At 59.6% G+C, this 23,567-nt stretch carries 26 protein-coding genes; 16 read left to right on the forward strand and 10 right to left on the reverse strand.

Annotated elements, in window-relative coordinates:
• Positions 1–83: 83 nt before the first annotated feature.
• On the reverse strand, positions 84–275 hold the full coding sequence (locus tag AB4O01_RS27550) for a YegP family protein (protein ID WP_016984684.1): 192 nt from the start codon (positions 273–275) through the stop codon (positions 84–86).
• A 276-nt stretch (positions 276–551) separates the two neighbouring features.
• Here AB4O01_RS27550 and AB4O01_RS27555 point away from each other — a divergent pair, with 276 nt between their 5' ends.
• The 6 genes from AB4O01_RS27555 (at position 552) to AB4O01_RS27580 (ending at position 6,254) form a co-directional block, all read left to right on the forward strand.
• Entirely contained in the window at positions 552–1,517 is a 966-nt protein-coding gene (locus AB4O01_RS27555) for a glycosyltransferase family 2 protein (RefSeq protein WP_460090125.1), read from the forward strand.
• A gap of 3 nt (positions 1,518–1,520) precedes the next feature.
• A complete protein-coding gene (locus AB4O01_RS27560) occupies positions 1,521–2,231 on the forward strand; it encodes a class I SAM-dependent methyltransferase (protein ID WP_093438280.1) in 711 nt (236 codons plus the stop codon).
• Positions 2,228–2,614 carry a GtrA family protein gene (locus tag AB4O01_RS27565; RefSeq protein ID WP_093438275.1) on the forward strand — a complete coding sequence of 129 codons (387 nt, stop codon included), beginning with the start codon at positions 2,228–2,230 and terminating at the stop codon, positions 2,612–2,614. Before AB4O01_RS27560 ends, AB4O01_RS27565 begins: the two co-directional genes overlap by 4 nt.
• Positions 2,611–4,707 carry a DUF6311 domain-containing protein gene (locus tag AB4O01_RS27570; RefSeq protein ID WP_460090127.1) on the forward strand — a complete coding sequence of 699 codons (2,097 nt, stop codon included), beginning with the start codon at positions 2,611–2,613 and terminating at the stop codon, positions 4,705–4,707. The genes AB4O01_RS27565 and AB4O01_RS27570 overlap by 4 nt, the downstream gene beginning before the upstream one ends.
• A 73-nt stretch (positions 4,708–4,780) precedes the next feature.
• Positions 4,781–5,701, forward strand: coding sequence for a LysR substrate-binding domain-containing protein (locus tag AB4O01_RS27575; protein WP_093438267.1), 921 nt, complete (start codon positions 4,781–4,783; stop codon positions 5,699–5,701).
• 187 nt (positions 5,702–5,888) lie between these two features.
• Complete coding sequence (locus AB4O01_RS27580; RefSeq protein ID WP_093438263.1) at positions 5,889–6,254, forward strand: 5-carboxymethyl-2-hydroxymuconate Delta-isomerase; 366 nt, start codon at positions 5,889–5,891, stop codon at positions 6,252–6,254.
• A gap of 3 nt (positions 6,255–6,257) precedes the next feature.
• On the opposite strand, the gene AB4O01_RS27585 is transcribed toward AB4O01_RS27580, so the two are convergent.
• Positions 6,258–7,193, reverse strand: a complete 936-nt coding sequence (locus tag AB4O01_RS27585) for a LysR family transcriptional regulator (protein ID WP_093438259.1) — start codon at positions 7,191–7,193, stop codon at positions 6,258–6,260.
• A gap of 185 nt (positions 7,194–7,378) precedes the next feature.
• Entirely contained in the window at positions 7,379–8,563 is a 1,185-nt protein-coding gene (locus tag AB4O01_RS27590) for a cyanate transporter (RefSeq protein ID WP_460090128.1), read from the reverse strand.
• Positions 8,564–8,975: 412 nt separating this feature from the next.
• Between AB4O01_RS27590 and AB4O01_RS27595 the strand changes: the two genes are divergently transcribed.
• The 4 genes from AB4O01_RS27595 to AB4O01_RS27610 all read left to right on the forward strand — a co-directional run bounded on the left by AB4O01_RS27595 (position 8,976) and on the right by AB4O01_RS27610 (position 13,249).
• Positions 8,976–10,625, forward strand: a complete 1,650-nt coding sequence (locus AB4O01_RS27595) for a phosphoethanolamine transferase (protein WP_093438249.1) — start codon at positions 8,976–8,978, stop codon at positions 10,623–10,625.
• A gap of 163 nt (positions 10,626–10,788) precedes the next feature.
• The gene (rnd, locus tag AB4O01_RS27600; protein WP_093438244.1) at positions 10,789–11,922 is read left to right on the forward strand and encodes a ribonuclease D; all 1,134 of its coding nucleotides are present in this window, start codon (positions 10,789–10,791) and stop codon (positions 11,920–11,922) included.
• Positions 11,919–12,212, forward strand: coding sequence for a YcgL domain-containing protein (locus AB4O01_RS27605; RefSeq protein WP_194933713.1), 294 nt, complete (start codon positions 11,919–11,921; stop codon positions 12,210–12,212). Before rnd ends, AB4O01_RS27605 begins: the two co-directional genes overlap by 4 nt.
• A 104-nt stretch (positions 12,213–12,316) precedes the next feature.
• Positions 12,317–13,249 (forward strand): D-2-hydroxyacid dehydrogenase, encoded by a 933-nt coding sequence (locus tag AB4O01_RS27610; protein ID WP_034153168.1) that lies wholly within the window; start codon positions 12,317–12,319, stop codon positions 13,247–13,249.
• Between the two features lie 123 nt (positions 13,250–13,372).
• Here AB4O01_RS27610 and AB4O01_RS27615 read toward each other — a convergent pair whose 3' ends face one another.
• Positions 13,373–13,966: a nitroreductase family protein gene (locus AB4O01_RS27615; protein ID WP_186622705.1), complete on the reverse strand. Its 594-nt coding sequence runs from the start codon at positions 13,964–13,966 to the stop codon at positions 13,373–13,375.
• A gap of 279 nt (positions 13,967–14,245) precedes the next feature.
• Between AB4O01_RS27615 and AB4O01_RS27620 the strand changes: the two genes are divergently transcribed.
• Both AB4O01_RS27620 and AB4O01_RS27625 read left to right on the forward strand, forming a co-directional pair.
• Complete coding sequence (locus AB4O01_RS27620; RefSeq protein WP_093438229.1) at positions 14,246–14,695, forward strand: YcgN family cysteine cluster protein; 450 nt, start codon at positions 14,246–14,248, stop codon at positions 14,693–14,695.
• A gap of 34 nt (positions 14,696–14,729) precedes the next feature.
• On the forward strand, positions 14,730–15,959 hold the full coding sequence (locus AB4O01_RS27625; protein WP_460090129.1) for a hypothetical protein: 1,230 nt from the start codon (positions 14,730–14,732) through the stop codon (positions 15,957–15,959).
• A gap of 102 nt (positions 15,960–16,061) precedes the next feature.
• Here AB4O01_RS27625 and AB4O01_RS27630 read toward each other — a convergent pair whose 3' ends face one another.
• The 4 genes from AB4O01_RS27630 to AB4O01_RS27645 form a co-directional block, all read right to left on the reverse strand.
• A complete protein-coding gene (locus AB4O01_RS27630; RefSeq protein ID WP_093438222.1) occupies positions 16,062–16,439 on the reverse strand; it encodes a YgaP family membrane protein in 378 nt (125 codons plus the stop codon).
• An 81-nt stretch (positions 16,440–16,520) separates the two neighbouring features.
• Positions 16,521–16,991, reverse strand: a complete 471-nt coding sequence (locus tag AB4O01_RS27635) for an RNA methyltransferase (RefSeq protein ID WP_007911337.1) — start codon at positions 16,989–16,991, stop codon at positions 16,521–16,523.
• A gap of 192 nt (positions 16,992–17,183) precedes the next feature.
• Positions 17,184–17,555 (reverse strand): YajD family HNH nuclease, encoded by a 372-nt coding sequence (locus AB4O01_RS27640; protein ID WP_007911336.1) that lies wholly within the window; start codon positions 17,553–17,555, stop codon positions 17,184–17,186.
• A gap of 48 nt (positions 17,556–17,603) precedes the next feature.
• On the reverse strand, positions 17,604–18,290 hold the full coding sequence (locus AB4O01_RS27645; protein ID WP_186622708.1) for a spermidine synthase: 687 nt from the start codon (positions 18,288–18,290) through the stop codon (positions 17,604–17,606).
• A gap of 79 nt (positions 18,291–18,369) precedes the next feature.
• On the opposite strand from AB4O01_RS27645, the gene AB4O01_RS27650 reads away from it, so the two are divergent.
• Positions 18,370–18,654 carry a hypothetical protein gene (locus tag AB4O01_RS27650; RefSeq protein WP_093438214.1) on the forward strand — a complete coding sequence of 95 codons (285 nt, stop codon included), beginning with the start codon at positions 18,370–18,372 and terminating at the stop codon, positions 18,652–18,654.
• Here AB4O01_RS27650 and AB4O01_RS27655 read toward each other — a convergent pair.
• The gene (locus tag AB4O01_RS27655; protein WP_034153174.1) at positions 18,651–19,124 is read right to left on the reverse strand and encodes a cyclic nucleotide-binding domain-containing protein; all 474 of its coding nucleotides are present in this window, start codon (positions 19,122–19,124) and stop codon (positions 18,651–18,653) included. The two genes, AB4O01_RS27650 and AB4O01_RS27655, sit on opposite strands and share 4 nt — an antisense overlap.
• 202 nt (positions 19,125–19,326) lie before the next feature.
• Entirely contained in the window at positions 19,327–21,381 is a 2,055-nt protein-coding gene (locus AB4O01_RS27660; RefSeq protein WP_460090130.1) for a S9 family peptidase, read from the reverse strand.
• Positions 21,382–21,618: 237 nt separating this feature from the next.
• On the opposite strand from AB4O01_RS27660, the gene AB4O01_RS27665 reads away from it, so the two are divergent.
• The 3 genes from AB4O01_RS27665 to AB4O01_RS27675 are packed head-to-tail and all read left to right on the forward strand — an operon-like array spanning position 21,619 to position 23,463.
• Positions 21,619–22,116, forward strand: a complete 498-nt coding sequence (locus AB4O01_RS27665) for a hypothetical protein (protein WP_034153176.1) — start codon at positions 21,619–21,621, stop codon at positions 22,114–22,116.
• A gap of 15 nt (positions 22,117–22,131) precedes the next feature.
• Positions 22,132–22,908, forward strand: a complete 777-nt coding sequence (locus tag AB4O01_RS27670) for a class II glutamine amidotransferase (protein WP_008085906.1) — start codon at positions 22,132–22,134, stop codon at positions 22,906–22,908.
• A gap of 12 nt (positions 22,909–22,920) precedes the next feature.
• Positions 22,921–23,463 (forward strand): DUF2937 family protein, encoded by a 543-nt coding sequence (locus AB4O01_RS27675; RefSeq protein WP_007911321.1) that lies wholly within the window; start codon positions 22,921–22,923, stop codon positions 23,461–23,463.
• Positions 23,464–23,567: the final 104 nt, after the last annotated feature.

The raw sequence follows: 23,567 nt of genomic DNA on the forward strand, positions 1-23,567 counted from the left end.
GTCTTTCGATACAAGCCCGAAAAAAAGCCTCACAGCCTTAAAACTGTGGGGCTTTTTCATATCTGCAGGATCGTGCCGAGCGGCTAGATCTCCTTGACCGGCGTCTCCCCCTGCACAGCCTTGATCAACCCGATCACGTGCAAACAATCCGCCTTGTTCACATACGACTCGCCACTGGCGATGGTCTCGTGGTTACCCGCTCTCAGTCTCCAGCGCCATTGTCCTTTGCCGGTGCTCGGGGTGCCTCTGGATTGCCTGTAAATCTCGAAATACATTCAGTTCGCTCCATGCGATTCATTGTGCGACAGCCGGTGTGGCGCATGGTCGCAAGCCTAGCGCAGACGGTTTTTTTGGCTATCGGACATTTGTTTCCAATCGTTCGCGGATGTTTCTGAAGGACGTGGGCTAGAGCGCAGCAATAGGCCTGTGGATTGGCCAAAATGACGCCGTCTGATCCTTGCAACACCGTCGACGCTGCTGCTTAATACGGGACGGCTCATGGCGTCGAATATCGTTCGGCGACCGACAAACACTATAAGAAGAGCACTCCTTTGACTGAGCACGGAACGCAACAGGCCGGGCGGGTGACGTTATCGCTGGTGGTCCCCGTTTTTAACGAAGAGGACGGCCTCGACACGTTTCTGCGGCGCATCAATGAAGTCTTTCAGACGCAGGCGTTGATCGACCTTGAACTGGTATTCGTCAACGACGGCAGTACCGATGCCACGCTTGAGCGCCTGCTCGAACATCAGCGGGACGATGCGCGTCTGCGTATCGTCGATTTGAGTCGCAACTTCGGCAAAGAAGCAGCGTTGTCCGCCGGTTTGCAGATCGCGACCGGGCAAATCGTGGTGCCGATCGACGCTGATCTGCAGGACCCGCCCGAGGTCATTGTGCAGATGATCGAGCGTTGGCGAGAAGGTTTTGAAGTGGTGCTCGGTCACCGCATCAGCCGTCGCAGCGACACCTGGGCCAAGCAGACATCAGCGCACTGGTTCTACCGCCTGCACAACAAGATCGCTGAACAGCCTTTGCCCGAGAATGTCGGCGATTTTCGTCTGATGGATCGCTGCGTGGTTGATGCTTTGCTGACCCTGCCGGAGTCCCGGCGCTTCATGAAAGGCCTGTTCGCCTGGGTCGGCTTTCGCACCACTCACGTCGATTACGAGCGCCCGGAGCGCGTGGCGGGGCAGAGCAAGTTCAATGGCTGGCGCCTGTGGAACTTCGCGCTGGAAGGCATCACCAGTTTCAGCACTGAACCGTTGCGGATCTGGACGTATGTCGGCGCACTGGTGTCGCTGGTGTCATTTGCCTTCGCCATATTCATTGTCCTACGCACGCTGATTCACGGTATCGACATGCCCGGTTATGCCTCGCTGATGGTGGCCGTGACCTTTCTCGGTGGACTGCAATTGATCGGCATCGGTGTGCTCGGTGAGTACCTGGGCCGCACGTATATCGAATCCAAACGCCGGCCGGTTTTTCTGGTGCGTCGCGTCTATGACCCCAAGGACTGACACATGGATCTCAAGGAAACCGACATCCTCGGCGACGCCATCAACGAGCACTGGTATTACTGCTCCAAAGCCGCCGCCACCCGGCGTTTGCTGGGAAATGCACCCATCAGCCGAATCCTCGATGTCGGTGCCGGCTCGGGATTTTTCTCCCACCATTTGCTGACGCACACCGATGCACGCGAAGCATGGTGCGTGGATATCAGCTACCCCGCCGACTCCAGCGCGACGACCGCCGGCAAACCGGTGCACTACCGTCGCGGGATCGAAACCATCGAGGCCGATCTGGTGTTGCTGATGGACGTGCTGGAGCATGTCGATGATGACCTCGGTCTGCTCAAGATGTACGTCGACAAAGTGCCATCGGGCAGCCGGTTTCTGATGACGGTACCGGCATTCCAGTTCTTGTGGAGTGGCCACGATGACTTTCTTGAGCACAAGCGCCGTTACACCCTGGCGCAGTTCGAAACCCTGGCGCGTGATGCCGGTTTGACGGTGCAGCGCGGTGCCTATTATTTCGGCGCGGTGTTTCCGATTGCGGCGGCGTTGCGCTTGCTGCCGCAAGGCGCGCAAGCCCAGCCGCCGCGTTCGCAACTCAAGCGTCATCATCCGCTAGTGAACGGTGTTCTCAAGACGCTATGCAGTCTTGAACTGCCGTTGATGGGCATCAACCGTCTGGCCGGTTTGAGTGTTTTCGTGTTGGCGCAAAAACCGTGACCTCAACCGAAAAGTCAGCGCTGCTCCAGCGCGGTTTGCGCTTTGCTGTGACCGGTTTGTTTGTCACGGCTCTGCATGCGCTGGTGGCGGTGCTGTTCATCAACTTCATTACTGCGCAACCGCCGCTGGCCAACGGCGTGGCGTTCATCGTGGCGACGGTGATGTCCTACGTGATCAATACCACCTGGAGTTTCTCGGCACGTTTGCATGGCAGAACGTTACTGCGTTTTCTGCTGGTGTCGGCGTGCGGGTTTCTATTGGCGATGCTGGTCGCCTGGGTGGCGCAGATGGCCGGGCTGCACTATCTGCTGGGCATCGTTGCGGTGGCACTGACGATTCCAGCGTTCACCTTTGTCTTGCACAATTTCTGGACTTATCGATGAAGGCTTCACCAAACCATCCTGCGCTGGGCGTGTTGCCTTTACTGCTCGGCGTTCTGGCATTTTTCTGTGTGATCGGGCCGCAAGCGCTGGATCCGCAAAACATTGCCTGGCTGGAGCAGGGCGATCCGGCGACGCATTATCTGGGCTGGGAATATTTTCGCCATTCACCCTGGACCTTTCCGCTCGGACTCAACCCTTCCTATGGTCTGGAGCTGGGCAGTTCAATCATCTTTTCCGACTCCAATCCGCTGCTGGCGTTGCTGTTCAAACCGTTCAATGCGTGGTTGCCGGCGACCTTCCAGTATTTCGGTCTGTGGCTGCTGGCGTGTTTCGTGCTGCAAGCCTGGTTCGCCTGGAAACTGCTGGGGCTGATGACCGGCAATCCGCTGATTCGTTTGCTGGGTACCGGTTTGCTGGTGGTTTCACCGCCGATGTTTCTACGCATGGGCGGACACCTTTCCCTGTCCGGGCATTTTCTGATTCTGGCGGCGCTGTACCTCGCGTTGTTGCCGAACCTGGCTCGACGACGCCTGGCCTGGGGCGCGTTACTCGCGGTGACGGCGATGGTGCATGCGTACCTGCTGGCGATGGTGGCGCTGATCTGGGTAGCAGATCTGCTCGGCAAAACTTTCAGCCAACAACTGACTCGGCGTCAGGGGCTGCTTGAAGGCGTTTCGCTGTTTGCCGTGGTGAGTGTGTGTTGCTGGCAGGCCGGTTACTTCGCCATTGCCGACGGCGGGCAATCCGGCGGTTTCGGGTTGTACCGGATGAACCTGTTGTCGCCACTCGACCCAGCGGGCTGGTCGTTCATCTTGCCGGATCTGCCAAAAGCCAGCGGCGATTACGAAGGCTTTAATTATCCGGGGCTGGGTGTGCTGTTGCTGGTGCCGTTGGCGCTGATTGCCTTGCTGAGAAATCGCCAGCCGCTGAAGGATGAGCTTCGCGTTCGCCCTTGGCTGTTGCTGGCGTTGATCGGTTTATCGTTGTTTGCGCTATCGAACCAGATCGGTGTCGGCGCGCACACGTTCAGCTATCCGCTGCCGAAAATCGCCCTCAAACTGGCCAATATTTTTCGCGCGTCGGGGCGGATGTTCTGGCCCGTGTTGTACGCGCTCATCCTGATGGTGATGTTCCTGCTGGTACGCGGTTACCGGCCACGTATCGTCGTCGCGTTGTTGGCACTGGCATTGACGATACAGATTGTCGACACGCGCAACGGCTGGATGGGCTTGCGCAACAGCAAAATGATGACGCCCGCCGCAGAATGGCCAACGCCGATGCGTGATCCATTCTGGGTGAGTGCGGCGGCGCATTACCCGAACGTGCGCAGTCTGATGCCACAGAATCAGTCCGAACGCTGGCAAGTGATTGCCGATTTCGCTGCGACCCATGGTCTGAAAACCGACGCGGTCTATCTGGGACGCATGAGTTCAACAGCGCTGGATCAGGCTCGGCAGAAAACGCAGCACATGCTCGAATCAGGGCAATACGATGCCGACTCGTTGTACATCCTTGACGACTTCGTGCTGGCCGATGCCGCCAGATACGTCAACAGTGAAACGGATCTGCTGACCCGAGTGGATGGCCTGGTGGTGCTGGCGCCGGGCTGGAAGCGTTGTTCGCAGTGCCTGAGCGTGCCTGATGAAGGACGCCGAATGTCATCGCTGGCACTGATGCGTCCCGGTCAGGCGCTGTTCTTCAACTACTCCGCCCGGCAGTTGACCAGCGGTTGGTCGACCCCGGAAAACTGGGGTACATGGTCGGCGGGGCAGCAGGCGCAGGTCGACTTGCGGGTGTCACCCGAGGCGCGTTCGATTGCGCTGGAGGTCATGGCATTCGTTTTGCCGCAACACCCGGCACAGCGAGTGATTGTCAGTTTGAATGGCGAGCAGGTACTGAGCACGCGGCTGGTGCAACATCAGGATAATCATCTGGAGATCCCTATCAGTCCTGCGATCCGTCAGCATCTGGCAGACAATGATCGCCTGACGATCGAGCTGCAATTGCCCGACGCCATCAGCCCTGAACAACTGGGCATCAATGACGATTCACGGGTCATGGCGCTGGGCTTGAAACGCCTGACGGTGAACTGACGCAGCGTGGTGATGGACGCCGGGGCCCCGGCCTTTCTACACTGCCGGTATTCCGGGGGGCAGGGGGCAATGGATGAACCGCAATGAACTACGCAAGGCTGACATCAACCTGATGGTGGTGTTCGAGACCTTGATGCTCGAACGCAACGTGACCCGGGCGGCCGAGAAGCTGTTTCTCGGCCAGCCGACCATCAGCTCGGCGCTCAATCGCTTGCGCACCATGCTCAATGATCCGCTGTTCATCCGCGTCGGCCACCGCATGGAACCGACCGCCCGCGCCGAAGATATTTTCCGCCATCTCAAACCTGCGCTGGATTCGCTGTCGGTGGCGCTGAGCCTGACCCGCGATTTCGATCCGGCCGTGAGCACCATGACGTTTCGCATCGGTCTGTCCGATGACGTCGAATTCGGCCTGTTGCCGCCGCTGTTGCGTGCGCTGCGCCAGGAAGCGCCGAACGTGGTGTTTGTGGTGCAACACGTCGATTACTGGCGCATCCCCGATCTGCTCGCGGCGGGCGACATCACGGTCGGCATCAGCCAGACCCGAGGCTTGCCGGCCAATGCCAAGCGCAAACTGCTGCGGCACATTCAGCCGAGCATCCTGCGCGCCGACGCCAGTGATACACCGCTGACGCTGGATGAATATTGCGCGCGCCCCCATGTACTGGTTTCGCACACGGCCAACGTCAGTGGTTTTGCTGATGAGTGGCTGGCCGAACTCGGTCGTACTCGCCAAGTGGTGCTGTCGGTGCCGCAATACAGCGCGTTGCCGGCGCTGCTGGCGGGCACTGACTTGATTGCCAGTCTGCCGGATTACGCGGCGGCAGCCATGGCCACTTCCGGATTGCTGTTTAAGGAGCCGTTTCCGTTTAAAACACCGACGCTGGATTTGTCGATGGTCTGGCTCAGCCACGTCGACAGCGATCCGGCGGAGCGCTGGTTGCGCTCCAGGCTGGAGCAGTTCATGAGCGAGCGGCCACTGACGCCATCCTGAGCCATAACACACACTTTGTGGGAGCGAGCTTGCTCGCGAAAGCGGTGTATCAGGCACCTTAAGTGTCGCTGAACGATCGCATTCGTGAGCAAGCTCGCTCCCACATTGATATGTGAAAGTCCCCGGGAAGGTAGGGCAGAGCTGTGCTATATGTACGACCTTTCTGCCAACTGACTGGGGACCTGCAATGCCACACCTGCACATGGAATACACCGCCAACCTGCCGCAGTTGAACGCCGATGTCGCGTTGATGCGGCTCAACAACACCCTGGTGGGCTCTGGTCAGTTCGCGGCGGAGTTCGATATCAAAAGTCGTGCGGTGAAAGTCGAGACCTTCAAGGTCGGAACCGCCATGGCCGAGCGCGCCTTCGTCTATGTGAAGCTGGCGCTGCTCAGCGGGCGTTCGCCGCAGATCAAGAAGCAGTTGTCAGAGAGCCTGTTGGCAGTCTTGCAGGACCTGTGCGAATGGCCGGCCGGTGTCGAGGTGCAGCTGTGTGTCGAACTGGTCGACATGGATCGCGAGTCCTACAGCAAAACCGCGATTGGCGTGTAGGACTCAGGCCGCTTCGAGTTCGCTGCACACCTTGACCACCTGCTCGCGCAACCACAGATTGGCGCTGTCCTGATCAACGCTCTGGCTCCATTGCATGTCGAGGGTAAAGCCCGGCAAGCCATTTGGCGCCTCGCAGTGATTGAACACCGCCTCGTTGGTCAGTAAACGCTGGATACGGCGCGGCAGGGTGAGGATGAAGTCGGTCCCGGTGATCATTTTCAATGCCGCGCTGTAGCTGTTCGAGCGCGCGACGATCTGACGCTTCTGCGCCTGCCGCGCCAGCCAGCCATCGACCATGTTGGTGGTCGACGTCCATGGCGTCGGGAACACGTGCCGGCGTTCGGTAAAAGCCTGCAGGCTCAGGCGTGGCTCCAGTGGCGTGGCGCGTTTGTCGAAGACGCAGACCAGATCGTCCTCCAGCAGCATTTGTGATTTCAGGTCAGCGTGATGACGGTGGAAGTTGGGGCCGAAGCTGATCACCAGATCGAGGCTGCCGTCGCGCAGCTCATCCGCCGGGACATCGGTCTCGAACTTGTGCATGTTGACCATCACCGGCAAATCATCGAAATCGAAACGCTTCAGCAGGCGCGGCAGAATCAGTTGCTCGAAGTATTCCGGGGCGCAGATGTTGAAGGTGACGGCTTGTCGGGTCGGGTCGAACGTGGGGGCACCGGCGTGGCACAGGTTGATGCTTTCGAGGATCTTCTGCACATGCCCGTACATGGTGCTGGCCTTGTAGGTCGGACGCATGCCGGTGCGGGTGTTGATAAACAGTTCGTCTTCGAAACTGGTGCGCAGTTTTTTCAAACAGTAGCTGACCGTGGACTGGCTGACGAACAGGGTTTCTGACACATCGGTGACGCTGCTCTGCTCATAAACAGCGACAAACACCATGAGATCCTGCATGTCGAGCTTTCTAAGCAAGTTACTGTTCAGCATCCGTTCCGTCTCGCTGTGCTCCTTGCGCTGAATCCGCGCAAACGTGTGCGAATGATCCTAACGGAACGATGGTGCCAGGACAAAGCCCTGTAGGACGTTTCACAGTCAGTTGTGGGACAGAAAGTTTTAGTAACACGACGTCTCGGGGCAAACCGCAGAAAGATGGCCAGAGGCCTTTAGCCCGATCAGGAAAAGTGCCTCGCGTAATGCCGGGGATCGAAGCGCCATACCATCAACAGCATCACCACCATTACCGCGGTCAACGACCACCACGCCCACTCGAAGCTGCCCAGTTGATCGCGGATCATTCCAGCCATCAGCGGCGAGAGACCAGCAATCAGATAGCCAATGCCTTGCACAAATGCAGTCAGGCCACCGGCACGTTGCGGGTTGTCGAGATGATCAAGCGAGACAATCAGGCTCATCGGGAACAACCCGCCAATGCCCAGCCCCAACAGGCATGGCCACAGCAGGCTGAATTGTTGCGGGCTGAGGATCAGGCCGCAAAATCCGCCGATGATCAGAGCCAGTAGCGTCATCAGAATCACACGCCGATCCCGGCTGCGATTGGCGATAGCCGGAACCACCAGACCGGAAATTACCTCCATGGCCGTCAGCAAACCCAACAGCAGCCCGGCGTTCTGTTCGCTCCAGCCGTTTTCCACGTAGTACGGCGCGAGCCAGGCCAGCACGCAGGTATAGGACGCTGTCCCCAGACCAAAGAAGAGGGCCAGCAACCAGGCACGGGAATACTTGAAGAACGAATCCTTGCCGGCTGTCGCCGTCACCTTGGAGGACAGCTGGTTGCGTTGCGACCACCAGAACAGCAGCGCGATGAATGCCAGGATCGCCCAGATCGCCAAACCGCCGCGCCAGCTCCCGGTTTGCAGCATCACCAGCGGTGCGAACGAGGCCGCAATGGCCGCTCCACCCATGATCGACGTGACATATAAACCCATGCACAGCGCGACATTGTCGGCGAAGCGCGATTTGATCAGCGTCGGCATCAATGCCTGAATCAACGCAATGCCGACGCCAGCCAGCACCGCGCTGACGATCATTTCGGCTGCCGATTCGATAAACAGCCGCGACAGCGTCGCCAGGCCAATGATCAGCAAGGACAGCAACACCGTCCGTTGTTCGCCCAGCCGCTGACTGATGCCAATGCCGAAAAACATCGCCAGACCCATCGCCATCACTGGCAGCATGGTCAGCAGTGACGCGACGCTGAAACTCAGCGGGATGTCAGTGCGAATGGCCGACAGTAACGGACCGAGCGCCGCCATCGATGGACGCAGATTGAGGGCGACGAGCATGATCGCGAGCATCAACCAGACAGCGGGGCGAGCGGTAACGCGGACGTTTTCCATCATCAGACCTTTGGGTGGGGCAGATGATTAAGCGCGGAGCGGTCTGGTCCGGGCAAACCAGAAAACCCACAGCAGTATTTAAAAAGTCGATATTCCCACTCTCTGTGGGAGCGAGCCTGCTCGCGAAAGCGGATTGTCTGTCGGCAAAAGTGTTGAATGTGCCGGCCTCTTCGCGAGCAGACTCGCTCCCACAATGGACAGCCGTGCTGTTTTTCTGAATAAAACCCGAACCATTCTCAAATACGTCACCCGTTTCATCGCTTTGCCGAAAGCCAACTAATCGTTGGCGTCTTTTTCACAAAAAATTGATGGTTGCCTGCTTAAAGTTTCTCGTGCCTTGGTTAATGAAATTTTCACAATTGAAATTTCTGTCATTGACCGAGGCTCTTCTTTTCAGGAATCGCCCATTTCTATGTTGAAGTTAAAAGCCGTGCGCCCGGAATGGGTGACGTTGATTGCCAGCGCCTTTCTTTTAATTGGCTGCAATTTTGTCCTTTGGCAGCACCTGTTCGAGATCACCGCCGCCGATGGCAAGGGCATCGCCATGCGCGTGGCGTTCGGGGTGATGATCCTTGCGGCATTCAACATCGTGCTGACGCTTCTGGCATTCCGTCCGTTGCTCAAGCCGCTGTTGACCCTGATATTTCTGATCAGCGCCGGCGTGGCTTATTTCATGAGTCAATATGGCGTCATGATCGATGCCGGCATGTTTCGCAACTTTGCCGAAACCAATGCAACGGAAGTGCGTGATCTGCTCTCGTTGAAGTTGTTTGCTTATATTCTGTTGCTCGGTGTATTACCGTCCTGGTTGTTGTGGAAAGTGCCAGTCAACTATCGTCGATGGCACCGTGAGTTAATCAGCAAAGTTATTGTCGGTGTTGCTTCTGTGGCGGTGATTGGTGGGGTGGCGCTGGCCAACTATCAGGGCTTGTCATCGCTGTTTCGCAATCACCACGAAATTCGCTTGATGCTGGTGCCCAGTAATTACATCGGTGCTTCGGCGGGTTATCTACGTGAGCAAGTGGTCTCGGCGCGGCAGCCATTCATCAAGATCGGCGAGGACGCCGAGCGCAATCCGGATGTGAAGCTTCAACCGCGTAAATCGCTGACCGTGCTGGTGGTGGGTGAAAGTGCCCGGGCGGAGAACTTCGGCATCCTCGGTTACCACCGTGACACCACGCCGACACTCGATAAGGAAGCCGGCCTGATCGCTTTCACTGACGTGCATTCCTGCGGGACGGAAACGGCGGTATCGGTGCCGTGCATGTTCTCCAACATGGGCCGCAAGGATTATGACGCCAGCAAGGCGAAGAATGAGGAAGGCCTGCTCGATGTGCTCAAACGTGCCGGTATCGATGTCATCTGGCGTGACAACCAGTCCGGCTGCAAAGGCACTTGCGACCGGGTCACCCTGCAAGATGTCAGCAACCTGAAAGACCCGGCGCTGTGTGCCAACAGCGAGTGCCGCGACGAAATCCTCCTGCAAGGTCTGCAAAGTTTTATCGACCATCTGGACAAGGACACCGTGCTGGTTTTGCACCAGATGGGCAGTCACGGCCCGGAATACTTCAAGCGTTATCCCAAGGAATACGAGCACTTCACCCCGGTGTGTGAAAGTAACGCGCTGAACAATTGCAGCCGCGAAAGTATCGTCAACGGTTACGACAACACGCTGGTGTATACCGATCACGTGCTGTCGAGCCTGATCGATGTATTGCGCAGCAATCAGGACAAAGTTGATACCGCGATGTTGTACCTGTCGGACCACGGTGAGTCGCTTGGCGAGTACAACTTGTTCCTGCACGGTACGCCTTACATGTTGGCGCCAGAGCAACAAAAGCATGTAGCGATGCTGGCGTGGTTCTCCGATAACTATCAGAAGGCTTATTCGGTCGACACGCATTGCCTGCAAATGAGCCGCGACAAACCACTGAGCCAGGACAACCTGTTCCACTCGATGCTTGGCCTGCTCGAGGTCAGGAGCAAGGTCTATCAGCCGGGTCTGGACATGTTTGCCGGTTGCCGTGGTGCGGTGATCGACGGCGTACTCGCCAAGGACTGAGGCCAATCGGCTCCGTCGTTCTGATACGACGGGGCTTTCTGCTTCTTTTGTCAGACTATTCTTGCTCTCTGGCAGGACATTTCGTTACAGCTCTTGCCCTTCACAGGCGCGTAAATCGCCAGTGGCGATATATACTGCGCGCCATTCTTCAAGGGAGAGCCGTGTGGCCATCGATATTCACTGGATTCGCGACAACGAAAGCCTCGCGCAGTTTTGCGCCGAGTGGCAGCAGCTGCCGTTCGTTGCCCTCGACACCGAATTCATGCGGGTCGACACCTTCTACCCGATTGCCGGCCTGTTGCAGGTGGGCGACGGCAAACGCGCCTACCTGATCGATCCGCTGACCATCAATGCCTGGCAACCGCTGGCTGCGTTGCTGGAGAACCCGGCGGTACTCAAAGTCCTGCACGCCTGCAGCGAAGACCTCGAAGTGCTGTTGCGCCTGACCGGCAGCCTGCCGGCCCCGATGTTCGACACGCAACTGGCCGCCGCTTACCTGAACCTCGGTTTCTCGATGGGTTATTCGCGACTGGTGCAGGAAGTGCTCGGCATTGAACTGCCGAAGGGCGAGACCCGTTCCGACTGGTTGCAGCGTCCGTTGTCCGAGACGCAAATCAGCTACGCCGCCGAAGATGCGGTGCATCTGGCGGAGGTTTTCGTACAGCTGCGACCGAAACTGTCTGACGACAAATTCGCCTGGGTGCTGGAGGACGGCGCTGAGCTGGTCGCCAACCTGCGCCGTGAAACCGACCCGTACGAGGTCTATCGCGAGGCCAAACTGGCGTGGAAACTCTCGCGTGCGCAACTGGCGGTTCTGCGTGAACTGTGCGCCTGGCGGGAAAAGGAAGCCCGCGCCCGCGATCTGCCGCGCAACCGCATCGTCCGCGAACATTCGCTGTGGCCGCTGGCCCGCACGCAACCGGACAACCTCGCGGCGCTGGGCAAGATCGAAGACATGCACCCGCGTACCGTGCGTCAGGATGGCCAATTTCTGCTTGATCTGATCAAGCGCTCTGGCAGTGTGGGGCCTGATCAATGGCCGCCCGCCGTAGCGGAGCCATTGCCGATCGAAGCCGCCGCGTTGATCAAACAATTGCGCGCATTGGGCCAGGCTGAGGCCGAGCGCCTGGGCATTGCCCCGGAACTGATGCTGCGCAAGAAAACCCTCGAAGCCCTGGTCAAAAGCGGCTATCCCGAGGGTCCTTACCAATTGCCTGAGTCGTTGCGTGGCTGGCGCCGCGAACTCATGGGCCAGAAGCTGCTCGACAGCCTGGCCACCGCCGGAGAACAGCCTTGAAACGTATTTGTTCCATCTACCAAAGCTCCAAGCGCAGCGGCATGTACCTTTATGTGCTCAAAAGTGATGCGCTGGAGCGTGTGCCGGAAGCGCTGATGCTGGCGTTCGGCAAAGCGAAGCATTCCTTCGACCTGGTGCTGTCGCCTGAGCGCAAACTGGCCAGCGAGGACATCGTCGTGGTCCTGGAAAACCTCGACAAGCAGGGCTACCACCTGCAAATGCCGCCGGCCGAGGACGAGTACATCGAGCACTTGCCCGAAGAGTTGCTGCGACGCAACGACCCGGTCTGATCTGCGCGGCTCTGTTCTGAGTCTCGGTTTACCCTGGAACTGTTTTTACCGCGATGGCCGGCTTAATCCGGCGGCCGTCTGCACGGTTTGCGAAAGGTTTGAAGATGCGCGTTCTGATTGCCGAACACGACCACGCGATATACGCCCGGCTGCTGCGTCAGGCAGCACCCGAGCTTGAAGTACTGACCAGCGGCGACTCCGCCGAGCTGGCCCGTCAGGCCGCCGATTGTCCGGTGTGGCTGGGGCAGCCGGATTTGCTCGCGACTCTGTTGCGCCAGGGACACCAGCCACAATGGCTGCAATCGACCTGGGCCGGTATCACACCTTTGCTCGCTGACGGCTTGCGCCGCGATTACCGTTTGACCCGTGCAGTGGGGATTTTCGGTCAGGTGATGGCCGAGTATGTGCTGACCTACATTCTTGGCCATGAGCGCGAAGTGCTGGCGCGACTGGTCAGCCAGGTCGAGCGTAAATGGGACAACCGCAGCGGCCAGAGCCTGGTCGGGCGCAAAGTGCTGATCGTCGGCACCGGCGATATCGGCCAGAGTGTCGCGCAGTTCCTGCTGCCGTTCGGCATAGAGCTGTACGGGATTGCCAGCAGCGCCCGTGAGCAGGCGCCGTTTGTCGAGGTCGGTTCGATGGCTGATCTGCCGCGACTGGTGGGTGAAGTGGATTACGTGGTCAATCTGCTGCCGAACACCGAACACACCCACGATATCTACGACGCGGCGCTGTTCAAGCAATTCAAGCCAACCGGGTTGTTCATCAACGCCGGGCGCGGTGTCGCGGTGGTCGATGCCGACCTGGTGGAAGCGTTGAAGGAAGGCCATCTGGCGGGGGCGGTGATCGACGTTTGCCGTCAGGAACCACTGCCGCAACGCCATCCATTCTGGACCGCTTGGGGCTTGCTGCTGACCGGGCACAGTTCGGCGCCGACGTCACCGGCGTTGATGGTGCAGCTGTTTGTCGAGAACCTGAAGGCGTATCAAGCGGGTGAAGCGTTGCGCGGGGAAGTGGATTTCAACCGCGGCTACTGACACACCACAATCAATGTAGGAGTGAGCCTGCTCGCGATGGCGGTGTGTCAGACAGCATTAATGTCGACTGACACGGCCTCATCGCGAGCAGGCTCACTCCTACACTTGGTTTTGCGCTGTGGCTTAGAGGGTGAAGTCGCCTTCCGCCGCCAGTTCATTCAGCGGGCGGCGCGGGCTCGGCTCTTCACGGGCCTGCAGGTATTCAGCCAGCGTTGCCTTGTCACCGAGCTTGCCGACGGCAACGGCCGCATGCAGCGCATAACCTTCAGGAATGTTCAGCTCCTTGCGCGTCAGTTCCTGATCGAACCCGGCCATGCCGTGGGTGTGCCAGCCACTGAGGCTTGCTTGCAGCGCCAGATGGCCCCACGCCGAGCCGGTGTCGAAGGTATGCCACAGCGCCGGGGTTTCTTCAGTGGCGCCTGGTGCAGTGAAGGTGGTTTTCGAAATCACGATTACCAAGGCCGAGGCATGCTGCGCCCAGCTACGGTTGAATTCGTTGAGCAGACCCAGATAACGCTCCCAGTTTGGCGTATCGCGACGCGCATAGAGGAAACGCCAAGGCTGCGAGTTGTACGCCGAGGGCGCCCAGCGTGCGGCTTCGAAGAAGCTCAGCAGGGTTTCTTCCGGGATCGCTTCGCCAGTGAAGGCGCGCGGCGACCAGCGGTCGGTGAATTGCGGGTGAATGGCGTAATCGGCAACGCGTGGGTTGGCACTCATCAAGAGATTCCTTGCTACGTTTGAGTCAGGGATTTGAATGAAAACCCGGCGGGATCAGTTGCGCTGAGCGATGGGGTTTTCCGAGCCTGAGGGTTCACCACAATGCAACGCGGTCGAGCGTTAATGGCTTGCGGGCAAGGCTCCTTGCGACTGGCAAAGCTACGCGCCGCCACAAAAACTGACAAGCCCCGCGCAACCGGCAGTCGCCGGCGCTTGGCCCGCAAGGCCTTGGGCACTAGACTGGCGGCCTTTTCACCACCTGATGTTGATGCTTGAGCCATGGCCGCCAAAGTCGAACCGTTCTGGAAACGCAAAACCCTCGATCAACTCGATCACCAGGAATGGGAATCGCTGTGCGACGGCTGTGGGCTGTGCTGCCTGCAAAAGCTTGAGGATGAGGAGGACAACAGCGTTTATTACACGCGCATTGCCTGCAAACTGCTGGACCTGAAAACCTGCCAGTGCAGCGATTATCCGAACCGCATCAAGTTTGTCCCGGACTGCATCCAGCTCACCCCGGGGCAGGCCGAAGAGTTCAAATGGCTGCCGCCGACCTGCGGTTATCGACTGGTTAGCGAGGGCAAGGATCTACCGTTGTGGCACCACCTGGTCTGCGGCGATCGCGACGCGGTGCACCACGAGCGGATTTCCCAGTCCGGGCGCATGCTCGCCGAAGGCAGCGTGCCGGAGGATGACTGGGAAGATCACCTGATTTTCCGCGCGGGCTGATACCTGCTGATTCAAGCTTTACCAAGGAGTGCGTATGGCTGTCGGATTGCAGCGAGCGTTGATGATGGCGCTGCTGGCGCTAAGCGCCCCGGTGTGGGCGGCGAAGAAAGTCGATCTGGATTATCACGTGCGCCTGTTGCCGCAAAGCGATCAGGCCGAGGTGCGCCTGACCCTGGGCAAAGGCGAGGCGGTGCGCAGTCTCGATTTCGACCTTGGCGACGGCAGCCATTACAGCGACTTCAAGGCAGACGGCCAATGGCTGCTGACCCCCGGCAAAAACGCCCGGGGCGTCTGGCGCCCGACCAGTGACAAGGCCAGCCTGACTTACCGCGTGCGCATCAGCCACGGACGCAAGAACGGCAGTTTCGACACCCGCATGACCCCCAGCTGGGCATTGATGCGTGGCGATGAACTGGTGCCGCCAGCCAAACTCGATCAGCAGGACGGCACCGAACTGGTCGCGCGCCTGCAATTCGAATTGCCCGATGGCTGGAAAAGTATCGAAACCGCCTGGCCGCGTATCGGCAAGAACAAATTCCGCATCGACAACCCGTCACGCCTGTTTGATCGTCCGACGGGCTGGATGCTCGCCGGCCATCTCGGCAGCCGCCGTACGCGCCTGGGCGAAACCGAAGTCACCGTGGCTTCGCCGCAAGGGCAGGGCATGCGCCGGATGGACGTGCTGACCCTGCTTACGTTCGTCTGGCCGCAGGTGCAGGCGGTTTATCCACGCCATCCGGCTAAACTGTTGATCGTCGGTGCCAATGACCCGATGTGGCGCGGCAGCCTCGGCGCACATGAATCCATCTACGTGAACACGCGATTGCCGCTGGTCAGCGAAAGCGGCAACAGTGCGCTGGTGCGCGAGCTGGCGCAGGTGTTCGGGCGGATTAACGACGAGCAGCGCAGCGACTGGATCAGCGAGGGTTTTGCCGAGTATTACGCCATTGAACTGGTGCGCCGTGCCGGCGGCATGAGCGATGAACGTTATCAGGCGCTACAGACGAAGCTGGCCAGGGACGGCCAGAAAGTCACGACGTTGCGCGGCGAGCAGATCAGCCCGGCGCAGGTGGCGAAAGCGGTGGTGCTGTTGCAGGAGCTGGATGGCGAGATTCGCCTGAAGACACGCAACAAGCGCTCGCTGGATGATGTGTTGCGGGGGGCGATGCATTTGGGGACAGTGAGCACCAAGGAATTTGTGCAACTGGCCGAGAGCGTGCTCGGCGAGTCCTCGAAAGTCCTTGATACCGCGTTGCTTCAGTGACACCGCTATCGCGAGCAGGCTCACTCCTACAAGGGACCGTATTCCAAATGTAGGAGTGAGCCTGCTCGCGATAGGGCCTCTAACCCCACCGAAAATCTCGGATCAAACCCCGGCTTTCGGCGACTTCACCGAATCATTGCCGGTCACGGTGGCGGTGCTGGTCGCCGCCTCGGCATTGGCTTTCAGCTTGCTCAACTCTTCCCCGGCCCGTTCGATCTTCGCCCGCACATTGTTCATGTCCTGACGACTCTTCTCGATCAGGCTTTTCATCGAGCTGTGCCCGGTAATCCCGCGCGCCATGGCCACGCCGCCAATCGCCACCTGAATCAAACCGAACACACCGCCACGGCGCAGGCCCTTGCCGACCATGATCACGCCGCCCGCCAGCGAGCCGATGCGCTCCCAGCCTTCGACGTTCTGCTCGGAACGGCTCTGGAACGGGGTGGATTCGATACGTTCGACACGTTTGAGCTCGGTCATGATCTTTCTCCAGGCAATGAGTAATGGATAAACAAGCTGACTGCCGGAGCGGTCAGCTCGTTCCATCGGATCTGCGATGTTTCAGCGGAATTTGGGCCCGGAGCGGGTGTTCAAGCCCTTGGCCATGCGGTCGTAAAGCACGACGTTGACCGTGGCGGCGAGGTTCATGCAGCCGGTGGTCGGGATGTACACGACGTCTTCGCACCAGTCGCGGATCTCTTTGTCCAGCGAACCGTCTTCGGGGCCGAAGATATACAGGGCGCGATCCGGGTGGGTGTATTCCGGCAGCGGGCGGGCGCCTTCGACCAGTTCCACGGCGACGGGCACGCAGTTGAGCGGGAGGATCTTTTTCAGATCGTCGATACCGATCAGCGGGATGTCGTAGTGCACGCGTTTGGTGTCGGTGACGAAGTCGGCGGCGCGTTCATAACGCTTGCCGGTGTAGAACACCGACGCCACGCCGTAGCAGCCTGCGGCGCGCATCACCGAACCGACGTTTTCCGGTGATTTGGGGTTATACAAACCAATGCAGCTGTACCGTTTGTCTGCCACGAGCGGGGTGCCTTCGGGAAAAAGAGCGCGATTATACGGGGATTGAACGGTTGTGGTCAGATCATGGAATGGCGGTGCCTGAGCGGCCGCCTTCGCGAGCAAGCTCGCTCCCACACTGGATCGGTGTCATACACAAAACCACTGTGGGAGCGAGCTTGCTCGTGAAGGGGCCAGTCAGGCCAATGAAGAACTTTAATCTTCTTTCTTCATGAGGCCGGCGAGGGCAGCAAACGGGTTATGCGTCGCCTTGGCGATCTTCGGCGTGCTCAGCGAGCCTTCGCTGAAATACTGCTGGTCGGTATAGCGCGAGTGTTCGTTGTCGTGGCAATACAGGCACAACAGCTCCCAGTTCGAGCCGTCCTGCGGGTTGTTGTCGTGGTTGTGGTCGCGGTGGTGCACGGTCAGTTCGCTCAGGCGCTTGCCGGAAAACTCACGGGTACAGCGGCCACAGACGTGCGGGTACATCTTCAGGGCTTTGTCGCGGTAGCCCATTTCCTTGTCGCGCTGGTTGTCGGCGAGGATGCGATCCAGCTTCGACGTGTTGGTTGGGGTGGACGAACTCATGGGTTCACCTTTGTAAAAGACTGATGACGGTTATACGCAGAGTTTAGCTCAGCCCTTGAGCTTCTCGGCAATCCAGATCGTGTGGCGCGTGCCCTTGTTGCCGTGGGCGAAGACCTGGACTTCTTCGGCCTTGAAACCGGCCTTCTTCAATTTGTCGGAAAACAGCCGGTCGGCGCTGGCCGACCACACCGCTAGCACGCCTTTCGGGCGCAGGGCTTTGGCGCAGGCATTCAGACCAGCGGCGGAGTACAGCCAGCTGTTGGCTTTCTGGGTCAGGCCTTCGGGGCCGTTGTCGACGTCGAGCATGATTGCGTCGAAACCGTTCTGCTCACTTTGCAGGACCTTGGCCACGTCTTCCTGACGGATCACCGTGCGCGGATCCAGCAGCGGTCGACCGGACTTTTCGCCGAGCGGGCCACGGTTCCACTCGACCACGCCGGGGACCAGCTCCGCGACCACCACTTCGGCAGTCTTGCCCAGATGCTTGAGCGCGGAGGCGAGGGTGAACCCCATGCCCAGACCGCCGATCAGCACCCGCGAATTCGGCCGGCCAGCGACCTTGCGGCACGGAATTTCGGCCAGCGCATCTTCGGAACCGTGCATGCGCGTGTTCATCAATTGTCCGCCGTCGCCGCCCTGGATCTTGATGACAAAATCCTCGCCATACTCGAACAGGCACAGGGCACCGCCGCTTTCAGGGATCGGGGTGGTGTCGAGCAGAACGAAACGTTTCATGGAAATCTCTACAAGGGGGAAGGCAAGCAGGCCCGTTGGGAGTAGCCTGAGCGCAGACTAAGGCCAAACGGAGCCCTTGATGAAGCGCACCATTCTAACGGTCATTGCCCTGGCCGCGCTCTCGATTACTGCAGTGCAGGCGCAGCAGGTCGTTCCAGTCAGCCCGGCGCCGCAACCCGGCTCGCCTGGCACCGCTACACCGACACCGTATCCGCAGATCACGCCGATCAACATTCCCAAGTCTGGCGCTGGCAGTGGCAGCCCGCCGCTGGTGCCGATTGAAATGCCCAGCCCGCCGAGCAAGGATCAACCGGTGCCGGGCATTGAGCCAGGCGGCACCAAAGCGAAAAACCCCGGCGGTTAAACCTGTTGCGCCGCCAGTTGACCGTCGGCCATGCGCAGGCGTTTCGACAGCGAGACGGCGAGGGCGCGGATGATTTTCGCGGCGATCTTCGGCGCGTCGTTGAGCATTTTTTCCAGCGAGTCTTTGCCGAGGTTCAATAGCTGACAGTTTGTCGCCGCCACGCACGTTGCCGAGCGTCGTTCGCCATCGAGCACGGCCATTTCGCCGAAGGCCCGACCGCTGCGCAGGGTGGCCATGGTGATTACCTGGCCATCGGGGCCGGTTTTCTGCACGGCGACCTGGCCGGTGTGGAGGATGCACATGAAACTGCCGGCATCGCCCTCGCGGAAAATCGCCTCGCCTTCAGCCACGGTGCTGATGCTGAAGTAGCCGGAAGCGGCCGCAAAGTCGGCCAGCTGCAATTGATCGAACAGGCCACAGTCCATCAGCCAGTCGCGGATTTCGTTGTTCAGGAAGGTCGGTTCTGACATGTCGTCACGGTCTTTTTGTTTTCACTGTTTCAGGCTTCACACGATCCCTTGTAGGAGTGAGCCTGCTCGCGATAGCGGTCGGTCATTCAAATCATCTTTAACTGACATACCGTTATCGCGAGCAGGCTCACTCCTACTGGGGATCTGTGGGGTATCGGCCTCTTGGGTCTGCAATTAAGACCCAAGTGACCGACGGAGTTCCTCAGGCCAGACCCAGAACCTTGAAAACAAATGCGTATTCGAGTGCTACGTCACGTAATCCCTGATAACGCCCGCTCATCCCGCCATGCCCGGCGCCCAGTTCAGTCTTGAGCAGCAGCACGTTGTCGTCGGTTTTGGATGCACGCAGTTTCGCCACCCACTTGGCCGCTTCCCAGTACTGCACGCGGCTGTCGTTGTAACCGGCGATCACCAGCGTCGCTGGATAATCCTGCGCACTGACGTTTTCGTACGGCGCATAAGCCTTGATCCGCTCGTAAACCTCCGGCTCTTCGGGATTGCCCCACTCGTCGTACTCGGTAACGGTCAGCGGCAGTTCCGGGTCGAGCATGGTATTGAGCACATCGACGAACGGCACTTCAGCAATTGCCACGCCGAACAGATCCGGACGCTGGTTGAGCACCGCGCCAATCAGCAAACCACCCGCGCTGCCGCCGCTGATCGCCAGTTTATCGGCCGTGGTAATGCCGTTGAGGATCAGAAACTCGGCACAGGCAATGAAGTCGCTGAAGGTGTTGTGCTTGTGTTCCTGCTTGCCGGCGCGATACCAGGCCTCGCCCAATTCACCGCCGCCGCGCACATGCGCAATCGCGAAGGCCATGCCGCGATCCAGCAGACTCAGGCGGGCGTGGGAGAACCACGGATCAAGGCTCGAACCGTAAGCGCCGTAACCGTAGAGATACAGCGGCACGGCTTTGCCAACCATGTCGCGCTTCATCACCAGGCTGATCGGCACTTGCGTACCGTCCGGCGCAGTCGCCCACAGGCGTTGGCTGACGTAGGCATCGGCGTCGAACGGGCCGAGCACCGGGGTTTCTTTCAACACTGCTTGTTCGCCGCTGGCGAGGATCAGTTGGCGAACTTGCGCCGGACGGTTCAACGCCTCGTAGCGCAGGCGAATGCGGTCGCTCTCGAACTCCAGGCTGTTTTGCACATAGAGACTGTAGGCCGCGTCCGGCAATTGCACGCGATACGGCGCCAGACCGTGTGGGTGAACTTCTATGATCGGCAGGCCGCCCTCGCGCAGGCTCAGGGTCATGGCCTCGGTGTTGAGGCTGACGCCATCGAGCATCACCGTATCGCTGTGGGGGATCAGGTTCTGCCAGTCGGCTTCGGTCGGCGCGGTGCCGCTGTCCGGTGCCTGATACAGCGCGTAGTTGATGCCGTCACGGTTGGTGCGGATAAACCACGTCCACAGGCCATCGAGCAGGCCGTGATCGACATCATATTCATGATCCTCGACCCGCGGCGCCAGGCAAGTGAACGGCAGGTGCGGCTGGTGGGCGTCGAGCGCCCAGACTTCGCTGGTGGTCTTGCTGCCCAGCGACAACAGCAGTTGCTGCTCGGAACTGGAACGGTAGCAGTGCAGGAAGAAACGCCCGTCCGGCTCGTGGAAAACTTCTTCGGCAGCGGTGCCGTCGAGGCGGTAACGGAACAGCTTGTGTGGACGATGGGTGTCGTCGAGTACGCCGAAGAACAGGGTCAGGCTGTCGTTGGCCCAGGTCATGCTGCCGTCGCAGTCTTCGAATTCCAGTTCGCTGACTTTGTCGTTGGCCAGTTCCTTGACAAACAACGTGTAAATCTCATCGCCCGAAGCGTCGACGCTGTAGGCCAGACGCTGGTGATCCGGGCTGATACTGAATGCACCCAGCGAGAAGAAACCGCCGTTGGCCAGTACATTCGGGTCGAGCAGCAGTTGTTCGCGACTTTCATCGAGGCTCAGGCTGTCGTCCGCCGGACGCGGGCAGCGGTAATGCCGGGCGTATTCATCGCCCGCTGTGGTGCGCGTGTAATACAGGTAAGGGCCCCACGGTGAGGGCAGGGACAGGTCGGTTTCCAGAATCCTGCCCTTGATCTCTTCGAACAGGCTTTCACGCAGCTCGGCCTGATCGGCGGTTTGCGCTTCCTGGTAGGCGTTTTCGGCCTTGAGGTAATCGAGTACCGCGTCGGTGTCGCGCTCCTGCAGCCAGGCATACGGGTCGGCACCGGGCGCCTTGTGGGCAATCGGGGCACTGAGGACGTTGGCGGATTCGGGCATGAAAGGCTCTCGGACAATTTACGGAATAAGGGTTTTCGCGGATCTTGAAACCGCCGCAGCCCCCTGTGGGAGCGAGCTTGCTCGCGAAGGCGTCGTGTCAGATGACATTTGTTTCACTGACCCACCGCTTTCGCGAGCAAGCTCGCTCCCACAGGGTTTGCTGCTGGCCGTCTGGTATTGGGACAAGCCGCACGGGCGAAAAGTCGTTACTATAAGCGCCTCTTTGCCTGCCTTGCCATGGACACCATGACCGAGAACGACTATCTGATCGCCTGGGGCCTCTACGCCTTTGCTGCTGTGGGCTGCCTGTTGGTATGGATGCGCCTGACCACCTGGATGTGGCGCTGGTTGCGCGAACCGCTGCGCGTCTTGATGGCCGTGTTGCTGTTCAGCCCGACCATCATTGATCCGGTGAAAGCCAAAGTTGCGCCGTCCATCGCCATTACTGCGCTGGATCTGGCCTTCAAGGTCGGCAACAACGCCTGGCGAGCGATCTCCGATCTGTTCATGTACAGCATGATCGCTTTCGGCATCTACCTGATCTTTGTGCTGATCCGCTTTCCGATCGAACGGGCTTCCCGTGCGCGTCGTGAACAGGCAGAGGCCGCCAAAGCAGCTGCCCGCGCTGATGACCGCGACGACGATCAGCCGTTTGGCGGCGCCGGCGATGACCGCTATGGCCGTCCACCTCTGCCAAACAATCCGCAGCGTATGCGGGTCGAGCCGCGCCTGTAACCCGAGAGTCCGCACATGTGTGAATTACTGGGCATGAGTGCCAACGTGCCGACCGATATCGTGTTCAGCTTCACCGGCCTGATGCAGCGCGGCGGCCGCACCGGCCCGCACCGCGACGGCTGGGGCATCGCCTTTTATGAAGGCCGTGGCTTGCGTCTGTTTCAGGACCCGGCCGCGAGTTGCGAGTCGGAAGTCGCCAATCTGGTGCAGCGCTATCCGATCAAGAGTGAAGTGGTCATCGGCCACATCCGCCAGGCCAATGTCGGCAAGGTCTGCCTGTCCAACACCCACCCGTTCGTCCGTGAACTCTGGGGACGCAACTGGTGCTTTGCGCACAACGGCCAGCTCGCCGATTTCACCCCGATCAAAAGCTTCTACCGGCCGGTCGGCGATACCGACAGCGAAGCGGCGTTCTGCGATTTGCTTAACCGCGTGCGTGCAGCATTCCCGGAGCCGGTCGATATAGAAGCGCTGTTGCCGGATCTGGTCGCTGCGTGCGCCGAATATCGCAGCAAAGGCGTGTTCAACTGCCTGCTCAGCGATGGCGACTGGCTGTTCTGCTATTGCTCGACCAAACTCGCACAGATCACCCGCCGCGCCCCGTTCGGCCCGGCGCGCCTGAAAGATGTCGACGTGATCGTCGATTTCCAGGCGGAAACCACGCCCAACGACGTGGTCACCGTGATCGCCACCGAGCCTTTGACCGAAAACGAAACCTGGACCCGCTACGAACCGGGCCAATGGAGCCTGTGGCGACGCGGCGAATGCGTCAGTCAGGGCAAGACCGAATAAGGATTGCACCCCATGTTGCTCAGTTATGTACGGCTGGTGTTGTTTGCGGCGGGCCTGTTGATCGGTGTCCAGGTGCCAGGCTTCATCAACGATTACGCGAAACGCGTGGAGGCGCACCTGATCGAGGCGCAGACCGGCCTGCGCGGCTTTCAGGGCACCGCCGAGCAGTTTTTCAAGGGCGATATGCAGGCGCTGGTGGCGCATTACCGCGCCAGTGAAGACCCGGTATTTCGCAGCGATGCCGACAGCCTGAGCACCTTGCTCAGCCGTCAGATCGCGCTGGACAAGCAGTTCCAGGCGATGCAAGGCCCGTGGTACATCCGCTTTCTGCAAGTGGTGCTGGCCGCCGACCCGGACATTCGCAAGGAAACCTGGAATGGCTACAGCTACCAGATCCTGCTGACGCCGGAAGCGATGATCTGGGGCATGAGCGGCGCGTTGCTGCTGTCGTTCGGCATTGAATGCCTGTTCCGCTTGATCGACTGGGTCGTACTCGGTGGCCGGCGTCTGCGCCAGAGCCGGCCGATCGAAGACCGCGACGTGCGCGGTCTCTGAGATCAGCGCAGCAAGGATCGTTCCCACGCTCTGCGTGGGAATGCCTCAACGGACGCTCCGCGTTCGGCTTTTGGAAGGGACGCGGAGCGTCCCGGGCGGCATTC

The organism is Pseudomonas sp. S2_E02, assembly GCF_054668355.1.